The organism is Cellulomonas hominis, assembly GCF_005239125.1.
Classification (GTDB): Bacteria; Actinomycetota; Actinomycetes; order Actinomycetales; family Cellulomonadaceae; genus Cellulomonas; species Cellulomonas hominis_A.
In genome coordinates this window covers 1-25,984 of the sequence record NZ_SZYE01000034.1, presented here as the reverse complement: position 1 = coordinate 25,984, position 25,984 = coordinate 1, and the positions used below count along the sequence as shown (strand labels likewise).

23 protein-coding genes are annotated in these 25,984 nt (G+C 75.4%); 3 read left to right on the top strand and 20 right to left on the bottom strand.

Annotated features, from left to right (window positions below; all coding sequences use genetic code 11):
* Positions 1-1,531: hypothetical protein (locus tag FA014_RS06725; protein ID WP_230322931.1), on the bottom strand; the 1,531-nt coding region annotated here is incomplete at its 3' end.
* A 287-nt stretch (positions 1,532-1,818) separates the two neighbouring features.
* Between FA014_RS06725 and FA014_RS06720 the strand changes: the two genes are divergently transcribed.
* Together FA014_RS06720 and FA014_RS06715 are read left to right on the top strand one after the other, a co-directional pair.
* On the top strand, positions 1,819-2,256 hold the full coding sequence (locus FA014_RS06720) for a DUF6325 family protein (RefSeq protein ID WP_230322930.1): 438 nt from the start codon (positions 1,819-1,821) through the stop codon (positions 2,254-2,256).
* A gap of 64 nt (positions 2,257-2,320) precedes the next feature.
* On the top strand, positions 2,321-2,656 hold the full coding sequence (locus tag FA014_RS06715) for an SHOCT domain-containing protein (protein WP_154728920.1): 336 nt from the start codon (positions 2,321-2,323) through the stop codon (positions 2,654-2,656).
* Positions 2,657-2,799: 143 nt separating this feature from the next.
* On the opposite strand, the gene FA014_RS06710 is transcribed toward FA014_RS06715, so the two are convergent.
* A complete protein-coding gene (locus FA014_RS06710) occupies positions 2,800-5,508 on the bottom strand; it encodes a cation-translocating P-type ATPase (RefSeq protein ID WP_154728919.1) in 2,709 nt (902 codons plus the stop codon).
* Positions 5,509-5,711: 203 nt separating this feature from the next.
* On the opposite strand from FA014_RS06710, the gene FA014_RS06705 reads away from it, so the two are divergent.
* Positions 5,712-6,092 carry an SHOCT domain-containing protein gene (locus FA014_RS06705; protein WP_154728918.1) on the top strand — a complete coding sequence of 127 codons (381 nt, stop codon included), beginning with the start codon at positions 5,712-5,714 and terminating at the stop codon, positions 6,090-6,092.
* A gap of 100 nt (positions 6,093-6,192) precedes the next feature.
* On the opposite strand, the gene FA014_RS06700 is transcribed toward FA014_RS06705, so the two are convergent.
* The 18 genes from FA014_RS06700 to FA014_RS06615 form a co-directional block, all read right to left on the bottom strand.
* On the bottom strand, positions 6,193-6,321 hold the full coding sequence (locus FA014_RS06700) for a chromosome partitioning protein (RefSeq protein ID WP_154728917.1): 129 nt from the start codon (positions 6,319-6,321) through the stop codon (positions 6,193-6,195).
* 47 nt (positions 6,322-6,368) lie between these two features.
* Positions 6,369-7,349, bottom strand: a complete 981-nt coding sequence (locus FA014_RS06695; protein ID WP_154728916.1) for a hypothetical protein — start codon at positions 7,347-7,349, stop codon at positions 6,369-6,371.
* Positions 7,350-7,606: 257 nt separating this feature from the next.
* Positions 7,607-8,260, bottom strand: coding sequence for a uridine kinase (locus FA014_RS06690; RefSeq protein ID WP_154728915.1), 654 nt, complete (start codon positions 8,258-8,260; stop codon positions 7,607-7,609).
* Positions 8,261-8,288: 28 nt separating this feature from the next.
* Positions 8,289-8,798, bottom strand: coding sequence for a mycothiol transferase (locus tag FA014_RS06685; RefSeq protein WP_230322929.1), 510 nt, complete (start codon positions 8,796-8,798; stop codon positions 8,289-8,291).
* 139 nt (positions 8,799-8,937) lie between these two features.
* Entirely contained in the window at positions 8,938-9,579 is a 642-nt protein-coding gene (locus FA014_RS06680) for an SRPBCC family protein (RefSeq protein ID WP_154728914.1), read from the bottom strand.
* Positions 9,580-9,864: 285 nt separating this feature from the next.
* Entirely contained in the window at positions 9,865-11,295 is a 1,431-nt protein-coding gene (gene pyk / locus FA014_RS06675; protein ID WP_154728913.1) for a pyruvate kinase, read from the bottom strand.
* Positions 11,296-11,382: 87 nt separating this feature from the next.
* On the bottom strand, positions 11,383-12,861 hold the full coding sequence (locus FA014_RS06670; protein ID WP_154728912.1) for a glutamate synthase subunit beta: 1,479 nt from the start codon (positions 12,859-12,861) through the stop codon (positions 11,383-11,385).
* 248 nt (positions 12,862-13,109) lie between these two features.
* The gene (locus tag FA014_RS06665) at positions 13,110-14,591 is read right to left on the bottom strand and encodes a glutamate synthase subunit beta (RefSeq protein ID WP_154728911.1); all 1,482 of its coding nucleotides are present in this window, start codon (positions 14,589-14,591) and stop codon (positions 13,110-13,112) included.
* Complete coding sequence (gltB, locus tag FA014_RS06660) at positions 14,584-19,152, bottom strand: glutamate synthase large subunit (RefSeq protein ID WP_154728910.1); 4,569 nt, start codon at positions 19,150-19,152, stop codon at positions 14,584-14,586. The genes FA014_RS06665 and gltB overlap by 8 nt, the downstream gene beginning before the upstream one ends.
* A gap of 162 nt (positions 19,153-19,314) precedes the next feature.
* Positions 19,315-20,187: a prolipoprotein diacylglyceryl transferase gene (gene lgt / locus FA014_RS06655; protein ID WP_154728924.1), complete on the bottom strand. Its 873-nt coding sequence runs from the start codon at positions 20,185-20,187 to the stop codon at positions 19,315-19,317.
* A gap of 64 nt (positions 20,188-20,251) precedes the next feature.
* Entirely contained in the window at positions 20,252-21,073 is an 822-nt protein-coding gene (trpA, locus tag FA014_RS06650) for a tryptophan synthase subunit alpha (RefSeq protein WP_154728909.1), read from the bottom strand.
* The gene (gene trpB, locus FA014_RS06645) at positions 21,070-22,371 is read right to left on the bottom strand and encodes a tryptophan synthase subunit beta (protein ID WP_419178377.1); all 1,302 of its coding nucleotides are present in this window, start codon (positions 22,369-22,371) and stop codon (positions 21,070-21,072) included. The genes trpA and trpB overlap by 4 nt, the downstream gene beginning before the upstream one ends.
* Before the next feature lie 46 nt (positions 22,372-22,417).
* Positions 22,418-23,233 (bottom strand): indole-3-glycerol phosphate synthase TrpC, encoded by an 816-nt coding sequence (trpC, locus tag FA014_RS06640; RefSeq protein WP_154728908.1) that lies wholly within the window; start codon positions 23,231-23,233, stop codon positions 22,418-22,420.
* Between the two features lie 285 nt (positions 23,234-23,518).
* Positions 23,519-24,130: a DUF4190 domain-containing protein gene (locus tag FA014_RS20935; RefSeq protein WP_154728907.1), complete on the bottom strand. Its 612-nt coding sequence runs from the start codon at positions 24,128-24,130 to the stop codon at positions 23,519-23,521.
* Positions 24,131-24,247: 117 nt separating this feature from the next.
* Positions 24,248-24,685 carry a DUF2752 domain-containing protein gene (locus FA014_RS06630; RefSeq protein ID WP_230322928.1) on the bottom strand — a complete coding sequence of 146 codons (438 nt, stop codon included), beginning with the start codon at positions 24,683-24,685 and terminating at the stop codon, positions 24,248-24,250.
* 5 nt (positions 24,686-24,690) lie between these two features.
* Positions 24,691-25,218, bottom strand: a complete 528-nt coding sequence (locus tag FA014_RS06625; protein ID WP_154728906.1) for a DUF4190 domain-containing protein — start codon at positions 25,216-25,218, stop codon at positions 24,691-24,693.
* Positions 25,219-25,348: 130 nt separating this feature from the next.
* Positions 25,349-25,672 carry an HGxxPAAW family protein gene (locus FA014_RS06620; protein ID WP_230322927.1) on the bottom strand — a complete coding sequence of 108 codons (324 nt, stop codon included), beginning with the start codon at positions 25,670-25,672 and terminating at the stop codon, positions 25,349-25,351.
* A gap of 97 nt (positions 25,673-25,769) precedes the next feature.
* Positions 25,770-25,984 (bottom strand): Trp biosynthesis-associated membrane protein (locus tag FA014_RS06615; protein WP_195969186.1); only part of this gene is annotated, 215 nt, incomplete at its 5' end.

Below are 25,984 nucleotides of genomic sequence, written 5' to 3'. Positions count from 1 at the left end.
CCGGGTCCTCCGCGACCGACGCCGCCAGCTCCCGGTGCGCGCCCACCGCGTCGCCCTGCCACAGCAGCGCGCCGCCCCGCAGGTCGTGCGCGAAGCGCAGGTACGGCAGGTACGCGGGGAACGGCCAGGGCGCCTGCGAGAGGGCCTCCAGCGCCGCGAGGGCGCCGCTGCCCTGCGTGGCCACCTCGCCGGCCCCCCGTGCGGCGGAGGCGTCCAGCAGGTCCGCCAGCACGCGCGTCGCGACCGGCGGCCGGCCCGCGTGCGCCGCGTCGTGGGCCGCGAGCCCCCGCAGCCGGGCCACGTGCGCCCGGCACGCCGGGTAGGCCCGGTCCACCAGCGCCAGCGCCGCGGCGCACAGCTCCGACCACGCGGCGGGCGGCGCCTCGTCGTACGGCAGCCGGAGCAGCGCCCGGCGCACCGCCTCGCGGTTCGGGGTCACGAGCAGGGGTGCCGCGGCCTCGGCCACCACCCGCCCGACGAGCTCGCCGTCCTCGGCCTCGGTGGCGTGGTCCAGCGCCGCCACCGGGTCGCCGTGCCGCAGCAGCCACCGGGCGGCGCAGGCGTGCGCGTCCTGGTGCCCCTCCGGGTCCCGGACCCGCAGCGTGGTGTGCAGGATCTCCCGGAGCAGCGGGTGGTAGTGCAGCGCCGCGCCCGCGGGGGCGACCGGGCCGACGAAGTCGTGCGCCGCGGCCAGCGCCTCGTGCAGCCGCCCGGTGGGGGCGTCCGGGCTCAGCGCGCGGGCGAGCTCGGGGCTGAAGGTGGGCACGACGCTGGACCGGAGCAGGAACGAGCGCACGGGGTCGGGCTGCCGGTCGACCACCTCGTCCACCAGGTAGTCCGCGACGGCGCGGTCGTCGGCCAGCGCGTCCGCGACGTCGTCCTCGTCGGGCGGCGTGCCCGCGCGCTGCAGCCGGGCCAGCCGGCCGAGGGCGATCCGGACGCCGGTGGGCCAGCCCTGGGTGCGCTCGAGGATGAGCCGGGCCTGCTCCGACGGCACGTCGACCCCCTCGACCTCGCCGAGGGCCCGCACGTCGGCGACGGTGAACGCCAGGTCCTCCGCGGCGAGCAGCGTGGCCCCGCGGCGGCCGACGGGCGGCTCCGACCGGCTGAGCAGCAGCAGGCGCAGCGGCACGTCCGCGGCGAGCAGCTCCCGCACCGTCTGGACGACGGTGTGGTGCCGGACGACGTCGAGGTCGTCGACCACCAGCGTCGACTCGGCGGGGAGCTGCTCCAGCCCGCCCATCCACCGCGCGCGGAACGCGGGCGTGCTCGTCGGCGGGACCCGCAGCCGGGCGAGCGGGTGGTCCGCCGGCACGGCCCCGCTGGCGCGGAGGGCGTCGAGGACCCGGCTGGCGAGCGCCTGCGGCACGGTGTCCCGCGGCTCCAGCGACAGCCAGGCGACCGGCCCGGCCTGCGCGGCCGCCCAGGTCGCGACCGCCGTGGTCTTGCCCCAGCCGGCCCCCGCCGCCACGACCGTGAGCCGGCGGTCCCCGTCGCCGTCGAGCAGCTTGTCCACGGCGGGGCGCCGCACCGTGCGCGCAGCCGAGGGCCGCAGGGTGCGCTGCTCCGGCGTCCGGACGGCGAGTCTCGTCCCGGTACCCCTGCCCGGTGGCTCGCGCAGTTCTCGTCCGACGCCCCTCCCCGAGGAGCTCATGCCCGCAACGTATACCCCGGCCTCCCCGCCGGGGAGAGGGCTTCCCGTGGCCCCACCCGCGACGGGTGATGCCCGCCCGACCTGCGGCGACGACCGTAGGAGCCGGGCCCGCGGGAGCGGGCCCGCCCGGGGCGCCCGGGCCCCGCGGAGCGCAGGAGGCAGTCGTGGAGACCGCGATCGAGGACATGGGCCCGGTGGACTACCTGGTGGTGGAGTTCCCGCAGAACCGCCTGGACGGCGAGGCGTTCCCCCTGCTGATCGACCTGGTCGACCGCGGGGTGGTCCGCGTCCTCGACCTGGCGTTCGTCGCCAAGGCCGACGACGGGACGGTGACGGGCATCGACCTGCGCGAGCTCGACGCGACCGGCGACTTCGACGTGACGGTGCTCGAGGGCGCGTCGTCGGGGCTGCTCGGGGACGACGACCTCGCCGAGGCGGCCGCGGCGCTCGCGCCCGGCGCGGCGGCGGGCGTGCTGGTGTACGAGAACGCGTGGGCCGCGCCGTTCGCCTCGGCGCTGCGGCGCGGTGGCGGCCAGCTCGTCGCGAGCGGCCGGGTGCCGGTGCAGGCGCTGCTGGCGGCGCTCGACGCGACGGACGCGTGACCACGGCGCCGCCGGGCGCCGCGGGACGACTCAGGACGACGGACCAGGGACGAGGAGGGGGACCATGCCCGGACTGCTGCGAGGGGTGGCCAGGACGGCCGTGATCGCCGGGACCGCGAGCGCGGTGTCGGGTCGCGTGCAGCGACGCCAGCAGGGCCGCTGGGCGGAGCAGGACAGCCGTGCCGCCCAGGCCCAGTACGGCGCCGCGGTGCCCGCGGGGTACGGCCCGCCGGGGTACAGCCAGGAGCCGCCGTACCCGGCGGTGCCCGCGGGCTCGCCGGCGCAGGACGCGGCGGACGCGCGGATCTCCCAGCTGCGCGACCTCGCGCGGCTGCGCGACGAGGGCGTGCTGACGGCCGAGGAGTTCGCCGACCAGAAGGCGCGCATCCTCGCGAGCTGAGGCGCGGCGCGGCGCCGCCGCAGTCGCCGAGAACGCAGAAGATGCGGGGTTCGAGAGTCTCGAACCCCGCATCTTCTGCGTTCTCGCCGGGTGCGTGGCCGGGGGGTGGGGTGGGGCGGGTGGGGCGGGTGGGGGTGGGGGGGTCAGGCGGGCAGGAGGCGGCGGCGGGAGGTCAGGCGCGCCGCCCAGCGCAGGACCTCGGACACGACCAGGTAGCCCAGGACCGCGAGCAGGCACACGCCCCACTGGTCCAGCGACAGGTCCGTGGTGCCGAACAGCCGCTGCAGCAGCGGGATCGAGGTCACCAGCACGGTGAGCCCGACGACGAGCAGCACGAGCGTGACGAACCGGCCGTTCGCCACGGTCTCGGCGCTCAGCACGCTCCGGTACCGGTCCCGCCACTGGGCGGCGACGACGACGTGCACGAGCGACGTCGCCGTGAGCCCCATCGTCGTGGCGACGAGCAGGCCGTACCGGGGCTCCGCCCACGCCACCACGAGCAGCACGCCGACGGCCACGAGCACGCCGTCGACCGCCAGCCGGGCGCCGAGCGCGCGGCCGAGCACGGGCGCGTCGGCACGGCGCGGCCGTCGCCGCATCAGGTCGGACGCCGGCGCGTCGAAGCCGAGACCCACCGCCAGCACGACGTCGATCGCGAAGTTGACCCACAGGATCTGCAGCGGGGACAGCGGCACGCCCCCGGCCACCGTGAACACCCCGGCCCCGACGAACGTCAGGATGAACCCGACCAGCACGACCATCTGGAACCGGATGTACCGCATCAGGTTGTCGTACAGGGCGCGCCCGCGGCCGACGGCCGTGACGATGGTCGCGAAGTTGTCGTCGGTCAGGATCATCTCGGCGGCGTCCTTGGTGACCTCCGTGCCGGTGATGCCCATCGCGACGCCGATGTCCGCCCGGGTGAGCGCGGGGGCGTCGTTGACACCGTCCCCCGTCATCGCGACCACCTGGCCGCGGCGCTTCAGCACGTCGACGAGCCGCACCTTGTCCTGCGGGGCGACGCGGGCGACCACGCCGATGCTGTCGACCTCCGCCTCCAGCCGCTCGTCCGGCATCGCGGCGAACTCGGCGCCCGTGAGCGCCCGGCCCTCGATCCCGAGCTGCCCCGCGATCGCGGCGGCGGTGGTGACGTGGTCACCCGTGATCATCCGGACGCGGATGCCCGCGTCCTTGCACGCGGCGATGGCGTCCCGGGCCTCCTTGCGCGGCGGGTCGACGATGCCGACCAGCGCCAGCAGCTCCAGGCCGTCGACCAGGTCGAGCAGCTCGCCGGCCAGGTCCGCCTGCCCGACGTCCCGCTGCGCGAGCGCCAGCACCCGCATCCCCTCGCCCGCGAGCGCGTCGTTCTCCGCGACGACCCGGTCGCGCAGGTCGCCGATCGGCCGCCGGGCGCCGTCGGCGTCGCGGTAGTGCGTCGACCGGGCCAGCAGCACGTCCGGGGCGCCCTTGACGTAGCAGCGCACCGCGGGCACCCCGTCGACGTCGACGTCGTGGAAGGTCGCCATCAGCTTGTACGCCGCGTCGAACGGCACCTCCGCCACCCGCGGGTACGCACGCCGCGTCTCCTCGACGTCCAGGCCGCCCTTGGCCGCCAGCACGACCAGCGCCCCCTCGGTCGGGTCGCCGACCAGGTCGCCGTCCCGGACGGTGGCGTCGCTCGCGAGGGCCATCGGCAGCAGGAACGGCTCGAGCCGGATCTCGGGCGCGCCGCCGGTGGCGAGGATCCGCCCGGCCGTCGCGTAGCCCTCGCCGTCCACGCCGTACCGGCGGCCGGCCAGGACCAGGCGGCGGGCGGTCATCTGGTTCAGGGTCAGCGTGCCGGTCTTGTCGGAGCAGATCGCCGAGGTCGCGCCCAGCGTCTCCACCGACCGCAGCCGCTTCACGATCGCCCCGGCGCCGGCCAGCTCCCGCGTGCCCAGCGACAGCAGCATCGTCACGACCGCCGGCAGGCCCGTCGGGATCGCCGCGACCGCCAGGCTGATGCCGACCAGGAACAGGGTGTCGAAGTCCTCGCCGCGGGCCAGGCCGAGCAGCACGACGAGCACGAGCGCGACCGCCGCCATGAGCGTGATGATCACGGTCAGCCGGTTCAGCTGGCGGGTCAGCGGGGTCTCGTCGACCTCGACCGTGCCGAGCATGCCCGAGATCCGGCCCACCTCGGTCGCCATCCCGGTCGCCGTGACCACCATCTCGCCGCGGCCGCGGGTCACCTGGGCGTTCATGTACGCCATGTCGACGCGGTCCCCCAGCGGGACGGCGTCACCCGTGACGGGGTCGACCGACTTCGGCACGGGGGTGCTCTCCCCGGTCAGGCCGGCCTCCTCGATCTCGAGGGACGCGGTCAGCACCAGCCGGCCGTCCGCCGGCACCTTGTCGCCCGCCTCGAACCGGACCAGGTCGCCCGGCACCAGCTGCTCGGCCGGCACCTGCAGCACCTGCCCGTCCCGCAGCACCCGCGCCGACATCACCAGCATGGTGCGCAGCGCCGCGACGCTCTCCGCGGCCTTGCCCTCCTGGTGCAGGCCCATCAGCGCGTTCACCACCGTGAGCGCCAGGATCACCAGCCCGGTGCCGAGGTCGCGCAGCGCGACCATGCTCACCACCGCGGCACCGACCAGCACCAGCTGCATGAGGTCCGCGTACTGCCGCGCGAAGGCGCGCCACTTCGGCTCGGGCTCCTCCTCCGCCAGCGCGTTCGGCCCGTGCTCCCGCAGCCGGTCGGCCGCCTCGGCCGCGGTCAGCCCGCGCGCCGGGTCGACCCCGAACGCCGTGCACGTCTCCGCCACGGTCGCGGCGTGCCACTCCCGCGCCGGCACCTCGGTCGTCGTCATGGTCCCGCCCGTCGCCGCCGGGCGCCCGGCGGCGCCCCCTCGACCACCGTCGCCGCGCCCCCGGGGGCGGGCCTCACCCGACGCGGGTAGTCGCCGCCCGGCTCACCCCCGACGGGTATGACGCCGCAGGTCGGAGCCCGGCACCGTGGTCGGCGGGCCGGTCACGGACGGGGTCGGCCGCGGCTCGAGCGAGGGGTGGGACCGTGAACGACTTCTGGGACTGGTTCTGGCTGATGATCTGGTGGTTCCTGTTCGTCGCCTACCTCGTGCTGCTCTGGCAGATCTGCGGCGACCTGTTCCGGGACCGCGACCTGAGCGGCTGGTGGAAGGCGGTCTGGATCGTCGCGCTGATCGTCGTGCCGTGGCTGTCGATGCTCGTCTACGTCATCGCCCGCGGACGCGGCATGGCGGAGCGGCACGCGGCGGCGCTGTCGTCGGCGCGGCGCGACACCGACGCGTACATCCGGCAGGCGGCGGGCAGATCACCGGCCGACGAGATCGCCGACGCCAAGGCCCTGCTGGACCAGGGCGTGATCGACACCGAGGAGTTCGGCCGCCTGAAGGCGCGCGCCCTCGCGGCCTGACGCGCCGGCGTCCCGGCCCGGGCGCGCGCACGTCCGGGCCGGGCCGCGCCGGTTCCCGTCCGACCGGACGGTGCCCGGCCTGCTGCGGTACCCGGGCGGGTCAGTGCTCGGGGTCGTCGCGGGTCGGCGCCTCGCCCTCGTGGTCGTCGGGCAGCGGGTCCGGGTCGACGTCGAGCGTCGGGAGGTCGGGCTGCTGCGGGTCGAAGCTGTCGGGGATGTCCTCGCTCATGCGACCACGCTGCCACCGGCCGGCGGTGCCCGCACGGCGGGCCGGCGTCAGCGCAGCAGACCCGTCAGCACCCGCTCGGCGTCCGTGCCGGCGGGCACCGGCAGGTCGATCGCCGCCTCGCCCGCCCGCAGCGTCACGACCACGACGCCGGCGTACCCGGGGTGCGGCACCGCCCGCACCTCGGTGAGCCGGTCGAGCGGCAGCACGAGCCGCGACTCGGAGTGCACCGGGGTGCGGCCGCGCGCGAGCCACGCCCGACGCCCGAACACCTGGAGCTCGCGCCCGTCGGACGCCACGACAGCGGCCTGCACCGTCATCGGGTGCAGCAGGTGCAGCACCCGGGACACGCCGCCGCGCTGCGGCACCACCGTGCGCCGGGGGTGCGCCGCGAGCGCCCGCAGCCCGGGCTCCCGGTCCGCCACCTCGCGGTACGCGGACACCAGCCCGATCTCCTTCTCCCCCAGTGCCCGGCGGTCCAGCCGCCCGAGCCCGGGGACGCCCGCCGTCGGGTCGCGCGGTGCGGGGTCGCCGGTGGTCGGCACGGGCCAGGCGAGGGCGCGCAGCGTGTCCACGAAGCCCTCCACCACGTCGGCCGACGAGCCGCTGAACCGGACGGCCACCGACGGGCCGGTGAGCGCGTGCACCGTCAGGCGCCCGTCGAGCAGGTCGACGCTGGTCGCGACGGCGGCGACCTGGTCGTAGGGCACGTCGCGCACGTCGTAGCCCCGGCCGTCCGCCGTGCCGCCCGTGGTCCGCCGGCTCAGCGCCGTGAACCGGTCCGGCCCCAGGACCAGGAGGTGGTCGTACAGGTCCATGTCGGGGGTGGCGTCCCGGCGGGCGATGTCCCGCGGCACCTTGAGCACCAGCCGGCTGCCCGCCAGGTCCACCGGGTGCTCCCGGTAGAGCGGCGGGATCTCGTCGGGAGTGCGCACCGGGTCGACCCACGGCCCGAAGGCGTCGTACTCGGGGGTGCTCGGGGCGTCGCCCCGGCCGTCGTCCTGCCGCCGCCGCGCCGTCGCCGCGTTCATCGTCCGCCTCCTCGTGCCCCGGGGACGTCGCCCCGGGCACCAGCATCCTCCCGCCCGGGCCGCGGGGCCACAGGCGGGCGCGCCGGGCGACCACCGCCGCGACCCGGTCCGCGCGCCCGGCGCCCCGGACCCGCGGCGCGGTCGCGGCGCCGCTCCGCCCGGAGGTCAGCCCGGTCCCCTGCGACCGGTGGCGCCGGCCCGGGAGCACGCCAGCCACCGCCCGTGAGGGTGCCGTGCGCGGACGGCGGACGACCTGGTCAGGGTTCGACGACCCACCCCGGCCGCCGCGGGTCGTCGACGCGGACCACCACGTCGGCGGTGCGCTCCGGGTCGGCCTCGGCGCGGTACCGCTCCTCGGCGGGCAGCCGCCACGCCTCCGCGGGCGGCGTGCGCCGCGCGAGCGTGTCCGGCCGCACCGCGAGGTGCACGGTCAGGTCGGCCGGCAGCCACCGTCCCAGCAGCAGGCCGCCGTCCAGCAGCAGCACGGTCCCCGGGGCGGTCGGCGCCCGGGCGGCGCGGGCCGACCGCTCCCGCACCGCGTCCCACAGCGCCGGGAGGTAGGTGCCGTCGCCGCCCGGGCCGAGCGGGTCCAGCACCTCGCGGATCAGCGCGCCGGCGTCCAGCGCGTCGTCCAGGAGCGCGTCCGGGTCCTGGCGGCCGTGCTCGAACCGCACGCCCGCCGGGCGCAGGAAGTCCTCGGCGCGCACCCGCACCGCGGCGTGCCCGCGGGCGCGCAGCGGCTCGACGAGCGCGTCCGCCAGCGCCCCCGGCCCCGTCGGCGGCGCGCCGTCGACCAGCACGCGCCACCGGCGGTCCGGCACCTCCGCGGCGCGCGCGGCCGCCAGCCCGTCGACCACCCGGTCCACCAGCCGCCCGACCAGCACCTCGGGGCTCACCGGCTCGACACGCACCGGGACAGTCTCCCCCGGCCGTGCGCGGTCAGGAGCGCGACGTGAGCACGCCCTTGACGAACGCCGCCTGCCCCGCGTGCTCCAGGACGTCGCCGAGCACGCTCACGAGCCGCACGCCGACCGTCACCGGCGGGTCCCACCGCTCGTCGATCACGCGGCCCAGGTCCTGCTCGGTCAGCCGCCCGAGGTACGCGTCGGTGGCGGCCCGGGTGGCGTCGGCGTACGCCCGCAGCAGCCCGGCCTCGACGCGCACCTGCGCCACCTCGTCCGGTCCCTGGCCGTAGCCGGTCGCGTCGGTGTCGAACGGCAGGTCGAACTGCTCCGCGAAGCCGTCCGCGGTCCACACCTGCTCCGTGCCGGCGACGTCCGCCACCTGCGCGTCCTCGACCCGCGCCAGGTGCCACACGAGCCAGGCGATCGTGTTCGCCTCCGGCCCCAGCCGGGCCGTGAGCTCGTCCTCCCCCAGCCCGTCGAGCACCCCGTGCACCAGGTCGCCGATCCGCCCGAACCCGTCCTGCAGCACCGCCACGCCGTCCACGCGCTCTCCCCTCGCCGGCCGCCGTGCGCGGCCCTCGTCGTCGACCGTATGCCGAGGTGGTGACACGTGCGCGGCCTGGCGGCGGCGGGCGGGGGCGCTGCGGCGGGGCGCTGCGGCCGCCGGGGACGGTGCCGGGCGGTCAGTCCCCCGCGGCCTCGGCGCGGTCCCGCACGCCGCGGAGCATCCGCTGCGTCATCAGCAGGCTCACCCAGGACACGCCCTCGACCATCCACCGCGCCCACGGCTCGACGTACGCGTACCGCTCGCGCACCACCAGCCGGCAGCTGTCCGGCGTGGCGCCCGGCCGCAGGACGAACGCCCAGGCGAAGTCGAACGGCGGGGTGTCCTCGTCGGGCAGCGCCGGACCCGCGCCGCGCAGCACCAGGGCGTGCGGCGCGTCGAGGACCGCCACCTCCAGCGCGACCTGCGGGGCCAGGTGCACCTCGTCGCCGACGGCGAGCTCCTGCCAGCGCTCCTCGATCCGGTCGGCGCTGGTGATGCCGAGCCCGAACAGCCCCTCCAGGGCGTCGTAGCTGTAGAAGCCGCCGCGCCCCTGGCCGAGCTGGACCAGCCAGGGCCACACCCGCTCGGCCGGGGCGTGCACGGTGATCGCGCGGGTCGCCACGAGGTCGGCGCCCGGCACCAGCGCGTCGCCGGGCAGCCCGATCGAGCGCTCCACCTGGGACGCGCCCCACTGCAGCGCCCGCCCGCGGGCGAGGGTGTAGCCGACGGCCGCCGTGGCCGCGATCGCGAGCTCGCGCACCGCGCGGTGGGAGGTCATGCGCTCCACGCAACACCGTCGCGCCCGCCGGCACCAGGGCCCCTGGTCCCACCCAGCCCGCCCCCGCGCCATCCGCGCCCCGCGCCACCCGCCACGCGCCACGCGCCACGCCACGCGCCACGCGCCACGCGCCACGCGCCACGCGCCGAGTCTCCGTCCCGCGCCTGCGGCTGCGGTCGCGCGCAGAGGCGCGGGGCGCAGGCTCGGCGGCACGGCCCCGCCGCCCGGGGACGCGCGAGGGCCCCGCAGCGCGTGCGCTGCGGGGCCTCGCGTGGAGCGGACGGATCAGGCCACGCGGCCCGACGCGTCGTCGCCGATCTTGTGCACGATGATCGAGTTGGTCGACCCGACGACGCCGACCGGCGTGCCGGCCACGACGACGACGTAGTCGCCCACCTCGGCGAGGCCCTGCGCGCGCAGGGTGTGCTCGACCTGCTGCACCATCGCGTCGGTGTGCTCGACCTGCGGCACCTCGTACGTCTGCGTGCCCCAGCTCAGCGACAGGGTGTTGCGGACCGAGGCCTGCGGGGTGAACGCCAGCAGCGGGATCGACGAGCGCAGGCGGGACATGCGGCGCGCGGAGTCGCCGGACTGCGTGAAGGTCACGAGGTACTTCACGCCGAGCGTCTCGCCGATCTCGGCCGCCGCGCGGGTGATCGCGCCACCGCGGGTGTGCGGGGTCGAGCCGAGCGGGGCGATGCGCTCCCGGCCGAGCTCCTCGGTCGCCTCGATGATCCGGGCCATGGTGCGGACCGTCTCGATCGGGTAGTCGCCGACCGAGGTCTCGCCCGACAGCATGACCGCGTCGGCGCCGTCGAGCACCGCGTTGGCGCAGTCGGACGTCTCGGCGCGCGTCGGGCGCGGGTTGGTGGTCATCGACTCGAGCACCTGGGTGGCGACGATGACCGGCTTCGCGTTGCGGCGGGCCAGCTCGACGGCGCGCTTCTGCACGAGCGGCACCTGCTCCAGCGGGAGCTCGACGCCGAGGTCGCCGCGGGCGACCATGATGCCGTCGAAGGCGTCGACGATCTCGGCCAGGGCCTCGACGGCCTGCGGCTTCTCGACCTTGGCGATGACCGGGACGACCCGGCCCTCCTCCTCCATGATCCGGCGGACGTCGTCGTAGTCGGCGGCGTTGCGGACGAAGGACAGGGCGATGATGTCGGCGCCGACGCGCAGCGCCCAGCGCAGGTCCTCCTCGTCCTTCTCGCTCATCGCGGGGACGGAGACGGCCACGCCGGGCAGGTTGATGCCCTTGTTGTTGGAGACCGGGCCGGCCACCTCGACGCGGGTGACGACGCGCGGGCCCTCGACGGCCGTGACGCGCACGAGGACGCGGCCGTCGTCGATCAGCAGCGGGTCGCCGACGCGGGCGTCGCCGGCCAGGCCCTTGTGGGTGGTGGAGACGAGCTCCTTGGTGCCCGGCACGTCCTCGGTGGTGATGGTGAAGGTGTCACCCTCGTTGAGGTAGTGCTTGCCCTCGACGAACCGGCCGAGGCGGATCTTCGGGCCCTGGAGGTCGACCAGGACGGCCACGGAACGGCCCGAGGCCTTCGCGGCGGCGCGCACGTTGTTGTACACCCGCTCGTGCACCTCGGTGTCGCCGTGGCTGCGGTTCAGCCGCGCCACGTCCATCCCGGCGTCGACAAGGGCCTGGATCTGCTCGGCGGACTCCGTGGCGGGGCCGATGGTGCAGACGATCTTCGCTCTACGCATGGGGGAAAGCCTAGGCCTTTCGTGACAGACGGTTCGGACCGAACGTCCTGGTGGGCCGGGCCTGCCGGGACGCGCGCGGTTGGTGGTCTACGGACGCATCGCCACGGTGCTCGCGGTGACGGGCACAGGCAGGGCGGTGCTGCCAGACAGGTCAGAGTCTACGGCCGCCGCAGCCGCCCGACCCTCCGCCACGGCCCAGACGACGAGCGACTGCCCGCGCCCTGCGTCCCCGGCGACGTAGACACCCGGGACCTCGGTCCCGAAGTTCTCGTGACGTTCCACCGTCCGTCGCCCGCCGATCACCAGGTCGAGCTGCGTGAGCAGCGGCGACGGCTCCGGGCCGGTGAACCCCAGGGCGAGCAGCACCAGCTGCGCGGGCAGCTCGCGGTCCGTGCCCGGCACCGGCGACGGCCGGCCGTCCACCAGGCGGACGTCGCGCACCCGCAGCGCCCGCACCCGGCCCTCCGCGTCGCCCAGCACCTCCTCCGTGGTGACCGCGTACGCGCGCTCGCCGCCCTCCTCGTGCGCCGAGGACACGCGCAGCAGCAGCGGCCAGGTGGGCCACGGGTCCGCGGCGCGGCGGGCGGCCGGCGGCTCGGGCATGATCTCCAGCTGCGTGACGGAGCGGGCTCCCTGGCGCAGCGCCGTCCCGAGGCAGTCCGCCCCGGTGTCCCCGCCGCCGATCACGACCACGTCCAGCCCCGTCGCGAGCGGCTGGCCGGGCACGGGGTCCCCGCCCGCGGCCGCGGCGCGGTTCGCCGGCACGAGGAAGTCCATCGCGGGCAGCACGCCGGCCAGGTCGCGGCCCGGGACCGGCAGGCCGCGCGGGACCGACGACCCGACGCAGACCAGCACCGCGTCGAACCGCGCCCGCAGCTCCTCCCCCGTGACGTCGACGCCGACGTCCACGCCGCACCGGAACCGGGTGCCCTCGGCGGTCATCTGGGCGAGCCGCCGGTCCAGGACCCGCTTCTCGAGCTTGTACTCCGGGATGCCGTACCGCAGCAGCCCGCCCGGGGCGTCGGCGCGCTCGTGCACGACGACGGTGTGCCCGGCCCGGGTCAGCTGCTGCGCGGCCGCGAGCCCGGCGGGGCCGGACCCGACCACCGCGACCGTGTGCCCGGTGAGCCGCTGCGGCACCTGCGGCCCGACGAGCCCGCGGTCGAACGCCTCCTCGGCGATCGCGAGCTCGACCTCGCGGATCGTCACCGCCTCGTCGTGCAGGCCGAGCACGCAGGACGCCTCGCACAGCGCCGGGCACACCCGCCCCGTGATCTCCGGGAACGGGTGGGTCGCGTGCAGCCGCTCGGCGGCGTCGGCCCACTGCCCGCGCCACGCCAGGTCGTTCCACTCGGGTGCCAGCGCGCCGAGCGGGCACGCGTGGTGGCAGAACGGCACGCCGCAGTCCATGCACCGGGACGCCTGCCGCTGCACGCGGTCCACGTCGACCGGGTGCCCGGCGCGGTGGCCGTGCACCTCCTGCCAGTCCAGGAGCCGCACCGGCACCGGCCGGCTCGGCGGCGTCTCGCGCGCGCGGTGGGTGAGGAAGCCCCGGGGATCGGCCATGCCCGGAGACGCTAGGCGCCACCCCGCCCACCCGGGTGGGCCGGACGTCCCGCACCCACCCCCGCGCACAAGCCGCGCCCGCTCTCCCGTCCCGGCCGCCGAGACGGCACTTCTTGCGGGGTTGGAGGCGCCCGAACCCAGCGACGAGTGCAATCTCGACGGCGTGCCGCGGGGCGCAGCCGCCCGACGCGCCGGAGCGGGCGTGCGCGGGGTCGACCCCCGCGCACGCCCGCTCCGCGGGGCGTGGCTCAGGCGCGCAGCGCGACCGTCCCCGCCGAGACCGGCGCGGGCAGCTCGGTGCTGCCGCCCAGGTAGGTGTCCACGGCCGCCGCGGCCGCCCGGCCCTCGGCGATCGCCCACACGATGAGCGACTGCCCGCGCCCGGCGTCGCCCGCGACGAACACGCCGGGGACGTTGGTGGCGAAGTCGTCGGACCGCGCCACCGTGCCGCGCGGCGTCAGGTCGACGCCGGCCTGGCCGACCAGGTCCTCGGTCTCCGGGCCGGTGAAGCCCATCGCGATGAGGACCAGGTCCGCCGGGATGTCCCGCTCGGTGCCGGCGCTCGGCACGCGGCGCCCGTCCGGCAGGTACTCCGTCGTCGCGAGCCGCAGGTGCGTGACCCGCCCGTCCTCGTCGCCGAGGAACGCCACGGTCGACGCGAGGTAGTCGCGCTGGCCGCCCTCCTCGTGCGAGGACGACACCTCGAACAGCACCGGGTCGGTCGGCCACGGGGCGTTCGCGGGACGCTCGGTGGGCGGCTGCTTGCCGATGGCGAGGGTCGTGACGGACGCCGCGCCCTGGCGCAGCGCGGTGCCGACGCAGTCCGAGCCGGTGTCGCCGCCGCCGATGACCACGACGTGCTTGCCCGCTGCGTCGATGGCGTCGGGGACGTCCTGGCCGGCGACGAGCTTGTTCGACCGGGCCAGGTAGTCCATCGCCGGGTGGATGCCGGCCAGCTCGCGGCCGGGCAGCGGCAGCTCGCGCGGCACGGTCGAGCCGGTGGCGACCACGACGGCGTCGTACCGGGCCCGGAGCTGCGCCCAGGTGATGTCCTTGCCGATCTCGACGTTCGCCCGGAACCGGGTGCCCTCGGCGGCCATCTGCTCCAGGCGGCGGTCGATGTGCCGCTTCTCGAGCTTGAAGTCCGGCACGCCGTACCGGAGCAGGCCGCCGATCGCGTCGTCCCGCTCGTAGACCGCGACGGTGTGCCCGGCGCGGGTGAGCTGCTGGGCGGCGGCGAGCCCGGCGGGGCCCGACCCGACGACGGCCACGGTGTGCCCGGACAGGCGCTGCGGCACCTGCGGGTGCACGAGGCCCCGGTCGAAGGCCTCGTCGATGATCGAGACCTCGATGTTCTTGATCGTCACCGCGGGCTGGTTGATGCCGAGCACGCAGGCCGACTCGCACGGGGCCGGGCAGATCCGGCCCGTGAACTCCGGGAAGTTGTTGGTCGCGTGCAGGCGCTCGATGGCGTCGGCCCACTGCCCGCGCCACACCAGGTCGTTCCACTCGGGGATGAGGTTCCCGAGCGGGCAGCCGTTGTGGCAGAACGGCACGCCGCAGTCCATGCAGCGCCCGGCCTGCCGGTGCAGCAGGGTCGCCGCCTGCGGGTCCTCGGCCGCGCTGCGGTGCTCGTGCACCTCGCGCCAGTCCATGAGCCGCAGCGGCACGGGACGGTTGGCGGGCAGCTCGCGCTCCCGCACCTTCATGAAGCCGCGGGGGTCAGCCACGAGCCACCTCCAGGATGCCCTCCCACACGCCCGGCGCGCTCGGGTCGAGGCCGTCGGCCTCCGCCTTCGCCAGCGCCGCGCGGACGCGGGAGAACTCGGTCGGCCGCACCCGGGTGAACCGGGTGCGGGTGGCCACGGGGTCGGCGAGGAGCTCGGCCGCGACGCGCGACCCGGTCTCCTCCGCCTGCCGCCGCAGCAGGTCGGTCACCAGCGCCGCGTCCTCGTCGTCGAGCGGGTCGAGACCCAGCTCGCCGGACGCGACGGCCTGGACGTTGACGCGCTCGGGCTTGAGGTCGAGCACGTAGGCCGTGCCGCCGGACATGCCCGCCGCGAAGTTGCGGCCCGTGCGGCCGAGCACCAGGACGGTGCCGCCGGTCATGTACTCGCAGCCGTGGTCGCCCACGCCCTCGACGACCAGCGTCGCCCCGGAGTTGCGCACGCCGAACCGCTCGCCGACGACGCCGCGCAGGAACATCTCGCCCGAGGTCGCGCCGTAGCCGATCACGTTGCCGGCGATGACGTTGTGCTCGCCGCTCAGGACCGCGTTGCGGTCGGGCCGCACGACGATCCGGCCGCCCGACAGGCCCTTGCCGACGTAGTCGTTGGCGTCGCCCTCGAGCCGCAGCGTGACGCCGCGCGGGACGAACGCGCCGAACGACTGCCCGGCGGACCCGGTGAGCACGACCTCGATCGTGCCGTCCGGCAGGCCCGCGCCGCCGTACCGGCGGGTGACCTCGTGGCCGAGCATCGTGCCGACGGTGCGGTTGACGTTGCGGACCGGCAGCTCGATCCGCACCGGCCGCGCGTCCTCGAGGGCGTCCGCCGCCATCGCGATGAACTGGTTGTCCAGCGCGCGGTCGAGGCCGTGGTCCTGGTCGCGGACGTGGTGCAGCGCGGACCCCTCGAGCGGCTCGGGGACGGCGAGCACGGGGGCCAGGTCCAGGCCCTGCGCCTTCCAGTGGTCGACCGCCTTGCGGGTGTCCAGCAGCTCGACGTGGCCGACGGCCTCCTCGATGCTGCGGAAGCCGAGCTCCGCGAGCAGCTCCCGGACCTCCTGGGCGATGAACTCGAAGAAGGTCACCACGAACTCCGGCTTCCCGGTGAACCGGGCCCGCAGCTCGGGGTTCTGCGTCGCGACGCCGACCGGGCAGGTGTCCTGGTGGCAGACACGCATCATGATGCAGCCCGACACCACCAGCGGGGCGGTGGCGAAGCCGAACTCCTCGGCACCGAGCAGCGCGCCGACGATCACGTCGCGGCCGGTCTTCAGCTGGCCGTCGACCTGGACGACGACGCGGTCGCGCAGGTCGTTGAGCACGAGCGTCTGCTGGGTCTCGGCCAGGCCGATCTCCCACGGCGTGCCCGCGTGCTTCAGCGAGGTGAGCGGCGACGCGCCGGTCCCGCCGTCGTGGCCCGAGATGAGCACGACGTCGGAGTGCGCCTTGGCCACGCCCGCCGCCACGGTGCCCACGCCGAACTCGCTGACGAGCTTGGTGTGGATGCGCGCCCGCGGGTTCGCGTTCTTGGCGTCGTGGATGAGCTGCGCGAGGTCCTCGATGGAGTAGATGTCGTGGTGCGGCGGCGGCGAGATCAGGCCGACGCCCGGCGTGGAGTGCCGGGTCTTCGCGACCCACGGGTACACCTTGGGGCCGGGCAGCTGGCCGCCCTCGCCCGGCTTGGCGCCCTGCGCGAGCTTGATCTGGATGTCGTCCGCGAACGTCAGGTACTCGGAGGTGACGCCGAACCGGCCCGAGGCGATCTGCTTGATCGCCGAGCGCCGCTCGGGGTCGTGCAGCCGCTCCGGGTCCTCGCCGCCCTCGCCGGTGTTCGACTTGGCGCCGAGCCGGTTCATGGCGATGGCGAGCGTCTCGTGCGCCTCGGCCGAGATGGACCCGTAGGACATGGCGCCGGTCGAGAACCGCTTGACGATCTCGCTGACCGGCTCGACCTCGTCGATCGGCACCGGGGTCCGCTCGCCCGTCCGCAGCTCCAGGAGCCCGCGCAGCGTCATCAGGCGGGAGGACTGCTCGTTCACCCGGTGCGTGTAGTCACGGAACACGTCCATCTGCCGGGTGCGGGTGGAGTGCTGCAGCCGGAACACGGTCTCCGGGTCGAACAGGTGCTCCTCGCCGTCCCGGCGCCACTGGTACTCGCCGCCGGTCGCGAGGCGGCGGTGCGCCAGGCGGTTGCCGTTCGGCGGGTAGGCGTCGGCGTGCCGCGCGGCGACCTCGGCCGCGACCACGTCGAGGCCGATGCCGCCGAGCCGGCTGGTGGTGCCGGTGAAGTACCGGTCCACGAGCGGCTGGGACAGGCCGATGGCCTCGAACACCTGGGCGCCGCGGTAGGACGCGATGGTCGAGATGCCCATCTTGGACATGACCTTCAGGACGCCCTTGCCGAGCGCCTTGATGAGGTTCCGCACGGCCTGCTCCGGGCCGACGCCCGGGAGGTAGCCGTTGGTCGCGAGGTCCTCGACGGTCTCCATCGCCAGGTACGGGTTGACGGCTGCCGCGCCGTAGCCGATCAGCAGTGCGACGTGGTGCACCTCGCGCACGTCGCCCGCCTCGACCACCAGCGACACCTGGGTGCGGGTGTGCCGGCGCAGCAGGTGGTGGTGCACCGCGGACAGCAGCAGCAGCGACGGGATCGGCGCGCGGTCGGCGTCGGAGTCGCGGTCGGACAGCACCAGGAAGCTCACGCCGTCGGCGATCGCCTGGTCGCACTCGGCGAAGATCTCCTCCAGCCGCTCCTCCAGCGCCTCGCCGCCGCCGGCCGCCCGGTACAGGCCGCGGACGATCGTCGACCGGAAGACGCCCGCCATCGCGGGGTCCTTGTCGATCTTCACGATCTTGGCCAGGCCGTCGTTGTCCAGCACCGGGAACGGCAGCACGAGCTTGCGCGCGTGCAGCGGGGTGTCCTCGAGCAGGTTCGGCTCCGGGCCGATCGCGCCGCCGATGGACGTGACCAGCTCCTCGCGGATCGCGTCCAGCGGCGGGTTGGTCACCTGCGCGAACATCTGCGTGAAGTAGTCGAACAGCAGCCGCGGCCGCTTCGACAGCACGGCCACCGGGGTGTCCGAGCCCATGGCGCCCAGCGGCTCCGCGCCGGTGGCGCCCATGGGCGTCAGGAGGATCTTCAGCTCCTCCTCGGTGTACCCGAAGGTCCGCTGGCGGCGGCGCACGGAGGCCGAGGAGTGCGCGATGTGCTCGCGCTCGGGCAGCTGCTCCAGGTAGACCGAGTTCTCCCGGACCCACTCGGCGTAGGGCCGCTGCGCGGCGAGCTGCGCCTTGATCTCGTCGTCCTCGACGATCCGGCCCTGGTTGGTGTCGACCAGGAACATCTTGCCCGGCTCGAGGCGGCCCTTGCGGACGATCGTCGCGGGGTCGAGGTCGAGCACGCCGGCCTCGGAGCCCATGACGACCAGGCCGTCCTCGGTCACCCAGAACCGGCCGGGGCGCAGGCCGTTGCGGTCCTGCACCGAGCCGATGAGGGTGCCGTCGGTGAACGTCATCGCCGCCGGGCCGTCCCACGGCTCCATCAGCGACGCGTGGTACTCGTAGAACGCCCGCCGCGCGGGGTCCATCTGCGCGTGGTTCTCCCAGGCCTCCGGGATCATCATCATGATCGCGTGCGGCAGGGAGCGGCCGCCCAGGTGGAGCAGCTCCAGCACCTCGTCGAACGAGCCGGAGTCCGAGCCGCCGGGCGTGCACACGGGCAGCAGCGGCGCCAGGTCGCCCAGGAGGTCGGACCGCAGCGTGCCCTCGCGGGCCGCGACCCAGTTCCGGTTGCCGCGGACGGTGTTGATCTCGCCGTTGTGCGCGATCATCCGGAACGGCTGCGCCAGCGGCCAGGACGGGAACGTGTTGGTCGAGAACCGCGAGTGCACCAGCGCGATCTCGGAGGCGTACCGCGGGTCCGACAGGTCCGCGAAGAACGGCTCCAGCTGCCCGGTGGTGAGCATGCCCTTGTAGGTCAGCGTGCGGGCCGACAGCGACGCGAAGTACACGCCCAGCTCGCGCTCGGCGCGCTTGCGCAGCCGGAACGCGCGGCGGTCCAGGTCGATGCCGGCGAGCTCGCGGGACGGGTCCGCCACGACGAGCTGGCGGAACACCGGCATGGACGAGCGCGCGGTCGGGCCGACCAGGTCGGCCGTCACCTGCACGTCGCGCCACGCGAGCACGTCGAGCTTCTCCTCCGCCGCGATCGCCTCGACGGCGCGCACCGCGACGGCGCGCTCCTCGTCGTCCTGCGGCAGGAACGCCATGCCGATCGCGTACCGGCCGGCCGGGGGCAGCTCCGCGTCGACGACGTCCCGCAGGAAGGCGTCCGGGATCTGCGTCAGGATGCCGGCGCCGTCGCCGCTGTTCTCCTCCGCACCGACCGCGCCGCGGTGGTCGAGGTTGAGCAGGGCGGTGAGCCCGGCGTCGACGATGTCGCGGCCGGGGGTACCGCGCAGCGTCGCGACGAACGCGAAACCGCAGGCGTCGTGCTCGGCAGCCGGGTCGTACAGACCCTGCTGCTGCACGGGAGAAGCACCGGGACGCACAGGCGACGCGGGCATCAGCACCGTCCTCACGGACCCGGGGACCGGGCCCAGGTAGAGCAATGGGGGGAGGCTGGGACGTCATCGGCCCGGGCTACAAGTGTGGCGACGATACCTGCCGGAAACACAGGCGCTCACATCGCGAGAAAGTGAGGTGGGTCACACGAGCGTTCCCCGCGGTCAGCGGGCCGAGCCGTGCTCCGCCACCTCGTCGTCCTGCGTCTCGGTCTCGTGCAGGAGGGGCGTGGTCTCGCGTCCAGGATGACGACGTCCGACGAGGACGAACGCTACCAGCGCCCCGAGGAGCACGATGATCGACGTCCAGACGTTGAGCCGGAACGGGCCGATCATCTCCGCGGGGTCGATCCGGACGAGCTCGATCCACAGCCGGCCGGTGGTGTAGACGATAACGTAGAGCCAGAACGCCCGGCCGTGGCCGAGCCGCAGGCGGCGGTCCAGGTAGATGATCAGCGCGGCGCCGGCGAGGTTCCACAGCAGCTCGTAGAGGAACGTCGGGTGGAACAGCGTGCCGGACTCGTAGCCGGCCGGCAGGTGCGCGTCGTCGATCCGCAGGCCCCAGGGCAGGGTCGTCGGGCCGCCGAACAGCTCCTGGTTGAACCAGTTGCCGAGCCGGCCGATCGCCTGGGCCACCAGCAGACCGGGCGCGAGGGCGTCCGCGAACACCGGGAACGACACCCCCGCGCGGCGGCAGCCGATGTACGCGCCGACCGCGCCGAGCGCCACGGCGCCCCAGATGCCCAGGCCGCCCTCCCAGATGTACAGCGCGCGCACGGGGTCGCCGCCCGCGCCGAAGTACGCGTCCGGGGACGTGATCACGTGGTAGAGCCGGCCGCCGACGATGCCGAAGGGCACCGCCCAGAACACGATGTCCAGCACCTGCTCCGGGTCGCCGCCCCGGTCCTTCCAGCGGCGCTGGGTCATGATGACGGCGACCACGATCCCGGCGAGGATCGCGAGGGCGTAGGCGCGCAGCGGCACGGGGCCGAGGTACCAGACGGCCTGCGGCGGGCTCGGGATCGCGGCGGGGATCATCACACGGGCACTGTATGCGACCTGGGCGCGGGCCCGGGACGAGGGTCCCGGACCCGGACGCCGCTCAGCGGGCGGTGCGGACGCCCTCGGCCAGGCCGGCGGCGACGGCCGCGACCGCGTCCAGGCCGGCCTCGCGCGTCTCGGCCCCCGACAGGGCCCGGACGAACGCCGACCCGACGATGACGCCGTCCGCGTAGCGGCCGATGTCCCGCGCCTGCTCCGGCTTCGACACGCCCAGCCCGACGCAGACGTGCTCGGCTCCCGCGGCGCGGGTGTCGGCCACGAGCTGCTCCGCGCGGGCGCCGACCGTGGTCCGCTCCCCCGTCACGCCCATCGTCGAGGCGGCGTAGACGAACCCGCGGGACGCGGCCGCGGTCATCGCCAGGCGCTCCGGCGTCGACGACGGGGCGACCAGGAACACCCGGTCCAGGTCGTGCGCGTCGGACGCGTCGAGCCAGTCCTGCCCCTCGTCGGGGATCAGGTCCGGCGTGATCAGGCCCGCGCCGCCGGCCGCGGCCAGGTCGCGCGCGAACGCGTCCACGCCGTACCGCAGCACCGGGTTCCAGTAGGTCATGACCAGCACCGGGGCCCCGGTGGCGGCGATCCGCTCGACCGCACCGAACGCGTCCCGCACCCGGGTGCCGCCGGCGAGCGCGACGTCGACCGCGTGCTGGATGACCGGACCGTCCATGACCGGGTCCGAGTACGGCAGGCCCAGCTCGATCACGTCGACGCCGGCCTCGACCATCGTGACCGCCGCGCGGACGGAGCCCTCGACGTCGGGGAAGCCCAGCGGCAGGTAGCCGACCAGGGCGCCGCGGCCCTCGGCGCGCAACCGGTCGAGGGTGGCGCCCGTCCGGGAGGTCGTGGCCTGGGTCCCGCTCACAGCTGCTCCCCCTCGTCGGCCTGCACGACCGGCTTGTCCTCGATCAGGTCGAACCAGGCGGCCGCGGTCGCCACGTCCTTGTCGCCGCGCCCGGAGAGGTTCACCAGGATCACCGGCTCGTGGCCGTCGGAGGTGTCCCAGGTCGCGACCTCGCGGCCGAGCTGGATCGCCCCGGCCAGGGCGTGCGCCGACTCGATGGCCGGGATGATGCCCTCGGTCCGGCAGAGCACCTGGAACGCGTCCATCGCCTCCGCGTCCGTGACGGGGCGGTACTCGGCGCGGCCGATGTCGTGCAGCCAGGCGTGCTCGGGGCCGACGCTCGGGTAGTCGAGGCCCGCGGACACCGAGTGGCTGGGCAGCGTCTGGCCGTCGTCGTCCTGCAGCAGGTACGACTTCGTGCCCTGCAGCACGCCCGGCGAGCCGCCGCTGAACCGCGAGGCGTGCCGCCCCGAGGAGATGCCCTCGCCGCCGGCCTCGAAGCCGAACAGCCGCACCGAGGGGTCGTCGAGGAAGGCGTTGAAGATGCCCATGGCGTTCGAGCCGCCGCCCACGCAGGCCGCGACGGCGTCGGGCAGCCGGCCGATCTCCTCCGCGAGCTGGGCCTTCGCCTCCTCGCCGATGATCTTGTGGAAGTCGCGGACCATCTCGGGGAACGGGTGCGGGCCCGTCACCGTGCCGAGCAGGTAGTGCGTGGTGTCGACGTTCGCGACCCAGTCGCGCAGCGCCTCGTTGATCGCGTCCTTGAGCGTGCGGGAGCCGATCGTCACCGGGACGACCGTCGCGCCGAGCAGCCGCATCCGGGCGACGTTGAGCGCCTGGCGCTGGGTGTCCTCCTCACCCATGTAGACGACGCACTCGAGGTCGAGCAGCGCCGCCGCCGTGGCGGTGGCGACGCCGTGCTGGCCGGCGCCGGTCTCGGCGATCACGCGGGTCTTGCCCATCCGCTTCACCAGCAGGGCCTGACCGAGGACGTTGTTGATCTTGTGCGAGCCCGTGTGGTTGAGGTCCTCGCGCTTGAGGAACACCCGGACACCGGGCGCGACGTGCTCCGCGAACCGCTTCACCTCGGTGAGCGGGCTCGGGCGGCCCGTGTAGGTGCGGTGCAGCCGCGCCAGCTCCGCCGCGAACGCCGGGTCGGCCGCGGCCTTGTGGAACTCGGTGTCGAGCTCGTCCAGGGCGGCGATCAGCGCCTCCGGGACGAACCGCCCGCCGAAGTCGCCGAAGTACGGCCCGGCGTGCGTGGCCAGCGGCCCGCCCGGGCTGCTCGCCACCTGCGGACCCGTGCGTCCCGTCGTCACCGTGCTGCTCCTCGCTCGTTCCTGCGTGCTCGTGGTCGCGCGCCGGCTACTGCCGGACCGCGCGCAGCGACGGGTGCGCGCCCGCCGCCACCAGGTCGGCGACCGACTGCCGGGGCGCGTCGTCCGTCACCAGCGCCTCGCCCACCAGCACGGCGTCCGCGCCGGCCCGGGCGTAGTCCATGACGTCGTGCGGCCCGCGCACCCCCGACTCCGCCACCTTCACGACGTCCGCCGGGATGGCCGGGGCGACCCGCGCGAACGTGCCGCGGTCCACCTCGAGCGTCTTGAGGTTCCGCGCGTTCACGCCGATGACCCGCGCGCCGGCGTCCACCGCGCGCACGACCTCCTCGGAGTCGTGCACCTCGACCAGGGCCGTCATGCCCAGGGAGTGCACGCGCTCGACGAGCGAGGTCAGCACCGTCTGCTCCAGCGCGGCGACGATCAGCAGGACCAGGTCGGCCCCGTGCGCCCGCGCCTCCCACACCTGGTACGGCGTGACGACGAAGTCCTTGCGCAGCACCGGGATGTCGACGGCCGCGCGCACGCTGTCGAGGTCCGCCAGGCTCCCGTTGAACTTGCGCTGCTCGGTGAGCACCGAGATGACGGTCGCGCCGCCCTTCTCGTACTCCGCGGCCAGGGCCGCCGGGTCGGTGATCGTCGCGAGCGCGCCCTTCGACGGGCTGGACCGCTTGACCTCGGCGATCACGGTCACCGCGTCCTCGACGCGCAGCCGCTGCACGCAGTCCAGGGCACCCGGCACGCGCGCCGCGCGCTCCTTGAGCTCGGCGAGGGGCGTGGCCGCCTCGCGCACCGCGAGGTCCTCGCGCACGCCCGCCACGATGTCGTCCAGCACGGTGCCCATCGGCGTCTCTTCTCCCCCGAGATCGGCGGCGGCGCGCCTCAGGGCGCGGGAGCCGGCGGGGCTCCTCGGCGGGACCGGCCGCGGCTGACCACCGTGACGCGGGTCTCGTCCGACCACCTCGGCCATCGTACGGGCGGCGCGCACCACTCCCGACCACGGGGCCAGGGGGTGGGACGAGGCGACGCGCGAGGGCTGCCCGGGGGGCGCCGAGATCGGTGGTTCCGCCCGAGATCGGTGGCCCCGGGCACCGATCTCGGCGCGGACCACCGATCTCGGCGGGAGGGCTCAGTAGCCCGAGTAGCCGTCGCTGAAGCCCTGGATCACGTCGGGGAGGCCGGTGAAGAACCCGATGACGCTCCACGCGCACGCCAGCGCGCCGAGGATGATCCCGGTCAGCGCGAGGCCGCCGTTGTCGGCCTCGCCGCGCTCGACGGCCTTGCGGGACAGCACCCCCGTGATGATCGCCGGGATGCCCGCGAACAGGCCGCAGCACACGAGGCCCGCGATCCCGAGCGACAGCGCCCAGACGCCCAGCCCGTTCTTGGGGTAGCCGTACACGGGCACGTACGGGGCGTTGCCGTAGGGGGCCGCGGGGTACGGGGAGCTCGGGTAGGCCGGCGGGTAGCCCGGGTCCTGGCCGTAGGGCTGCTGCCCGGCGTACGGGTCCTGGCCGTACGGCTGCTGGCCGTAGGGCTGCTGCCCGGCGTACGGGTCCTGGCCGTACGGCTGCTGCCCGTAGGGCTGCTGCCCGGCGTACGGGTCCTGGCCGTACGGCTGCTGCCCGTAGGGCTGCTGCCCGGCGTACGGGTCCTGCCCGTACGGCTGCTGCCCGTCCGGCTGCCCGCCGGCGCCCGGCTGCTCGCGGTACGGGTCCGTGGGCTGGTCGGGCGTGGACACGGGCGGGCCTCCTGGTGGGTGGGTGGGCGCGCGGCGCGCCGGTCGGCATCCTAGGGACGCCGGGCCGCCGCGCGGCGCGGCGACCTGGCGATTCACCCGCCCGCCGAGGCCCCGGTGTCAGGGCGCGAGGACGGGCGCCCAGGCGGGGACGTTGCGGGCGACGCTGTAGAGCACCAGGACCGCGGCGACCGTGAGGGCCACCCACGCGGGCGGGGCGGCGGCGCGGCGGCCCGTGCGCAGCGCGCGGACGAGCCAGCGCAGCCCCAGCGCGAGCAGCACCGGGGCGAGCAGCACCCAGAGCGGGTTCATCGCCCACGCCCCCGCGAGGTCGCCGACGAGGAGGTCGTGCGTCGCCCGCAGGCCGCCGCAGCCGGCGCAGTACATGCCGGTGAGCGCGTACAGCGGGCACACGCCCCAGGAGCCGGGCTCGTGCGGGTCGACGAGCACGAGCCCGAGCGCGGCGACGGCCGCCCCGCCCGCGACCAGCAGCGGCGCCCGGGCGGCGCGCAGCCGCGCGCGGGGCGCGAGGGTCTCGGGTGGGACGGCCGTGGCCACTGCCGTCAGTACGTCGAGTTGTTGACGGTGTCGAGGTACGCGGCGAACCCGCCGGTCGCGAGCAGGATGATGAAGATGATGATCCCGACGACGCCGAGGGCCGTCACCACCCAGGACACGATGTACCCGGCGTTGGCGAGCGAGCCGTTGTTGGCCTCGCCGCGGGCCACGGCCTGCTTCGCCTTCGAGCCGACGATGATGCCGGGGATGCTGGTGAGGATGGAGCACACGAAGAACCCGACGATGCCGAGCACCAGGGACCAGACGGCCAGGTTGTTCTTCGGGTAGAAGCCGGCGCCGTAGCCCTGCGCGCCGCCGCCCGGGTACGCGGGCTGGCCGTAGCCGCCCTGGCCCTGGTCGCCGCCGGCGTAGGCGCCGTACTGCGGCACGCCGCCCGCCTGCCCGGCCTGGCCGTACGGGTCACCCGAGGCCGGGGTGCTGCCGGGGTACGGCGGCACGGAGCCCGACTGGTCCCCCGAGCCCTGCCCGTCGGGGGCGGAGTAGGGGTCCTGCGGCTGGTTCGGGGTCGACATGATCGGCTCCTCGTTCACTCGTGGTCCGGCGCGGCGTCCGCCCTGGTGGGCGGCCGTCCGTCATCCCCACAGGTGTACCGGAGCGGGCGCGCCGCGTCCACCGCGGACCGACCCGTGACCAGCGAGGGCGTCAGTGGCCGCCGGTGCGGCGGGCCTTCTCGATCGTGTGCTTGCCGCCCTGGCCGTAGCCGAGCACCTGGAGCACCTTGCCGACGACGACGCCGAGCAGGGCGACGGCCAGGCCGGCCCAGAACAGCCACATGAGCGCGAAGATCAGGCCGAGCGCGCCGGCGACGGAGCCGACGAGGACGACGATCGTGGTGGTCCAGGCGGCGGTGGTGTGCCCGTGGTTGGTCGGCGGGGCCTTCGGCGGCAGCCGCAGCGTCTCCGTCCCCGGGACCTGCTGGGCACGCCCGGTCACGACGCCGGAAGAACTGAGCGACTGCTCGACCATCGTGGAACACCTTTCATGACTGTGTGTCGCAAACCCTAGCGGACCGAGGGGGCCGGCTCAGGTCGGGCGCGCGGCCGCGTCCGCCCCGGCCGGCAGCTCAGGTGGGGTCGTCGCCCCGGCTGAGGGCGTCCCAGGTACTGCGCTCGTCCGGTTCGGCGTCGCCCCCGGCCGGCGCACCCGCGGCGCTCTCGGTGGCGGCCCCCTCGGCGGACGACGGTGCGGCGCCGGCCGGCTCCGTGCCGGCCCGCTCGTACCGGTCGGTCGGCGCGACCCAGCTCGCGGACGCGCGCTCGGGTGCGACGGCCACCGCGG

Coding starts and splice junctions, on each gene's coding strand:
- FA014_RS06670 (WP_154728912.1), bottom strand. CDS start 12,861: ATGGCCGATCCCCGGGGCTTCCTCACCCACCGCGCGCGCGAGACGCCG.
- gltB (WP_154728910.1), bottom strand. CDS start 19,152: ATGCCCGCGTCGCCTGTGCGTCCCGGTGCTTCTCCCGTGCAGCAGCAG.
- FA014_RS06680 (WP_154728914.1), bottom strand. CDS start 9,579: ATGACCTCCCACCGCGCGGTGCGCGAGCTCGCGATCGCGGCCACGGCG.
- lgt (WP_154728924.1), bottom strand. CDS start 20,187: ATGATCCCCGCCGCGATCCCGAGCCCGCCGCAGGCCGTCTGGTACCTC.
- trpC (WP_154728908.1), bottom strand. CDS start 23,233: ATGGGCACCGTGCTGGACGACATCGTGGCGGGCGTGCGCGAGGACCTC.
- FA014_RS06710 (WP_154728919.1), bottom strand. CDS start 5,508: ATGACGACGACCGAGGTGCCGGCGCGGGAGTGGCACGCCGCGACCGTG.
- FA014_RS06695 (WP_154728916.1), bottom strand. CDS start 7,349: ATGAACGCGGCGACGGCGCGGCGGCGGCAGGACGACGGCCGGGGCGAC.
- FA014_RS06625 (WP_154728906.1), bottom strand. CDS start 25,218: ATGTCGACCCCGAACCAGCCGCAGGACCCCTACTCCGCCCCCGACGGG.
- FA014_RS06715 (WP_154728920.1), top strand. CDS start 2,321: ATGCCCGGACTGCTGCGAGGGGTGGCCAGGACGGCCGTGATCGCCGGG.
- FA014_RS06620 (WP_230322927.1), bottom strand. CDS start 25,672: ATGGTCGAGCAGTCGCTCAGTTCTTCCGGCGTCGTGACCGGGCGTGCC.
- FA014_RS06700 (WP_154728917.1), bottom strand. CDS start 6,321: ATGAGCGAGGACATCCCCGACAGCTTCGACCCGCAGCAGCCCGACCTC.
- pyk (WP_154728913.1), bottom strand. CDS start 11,295: ATGCGTAGAGCGAAGATCGTCTGCACCATCGGCCCCGCCACGGAGTCC.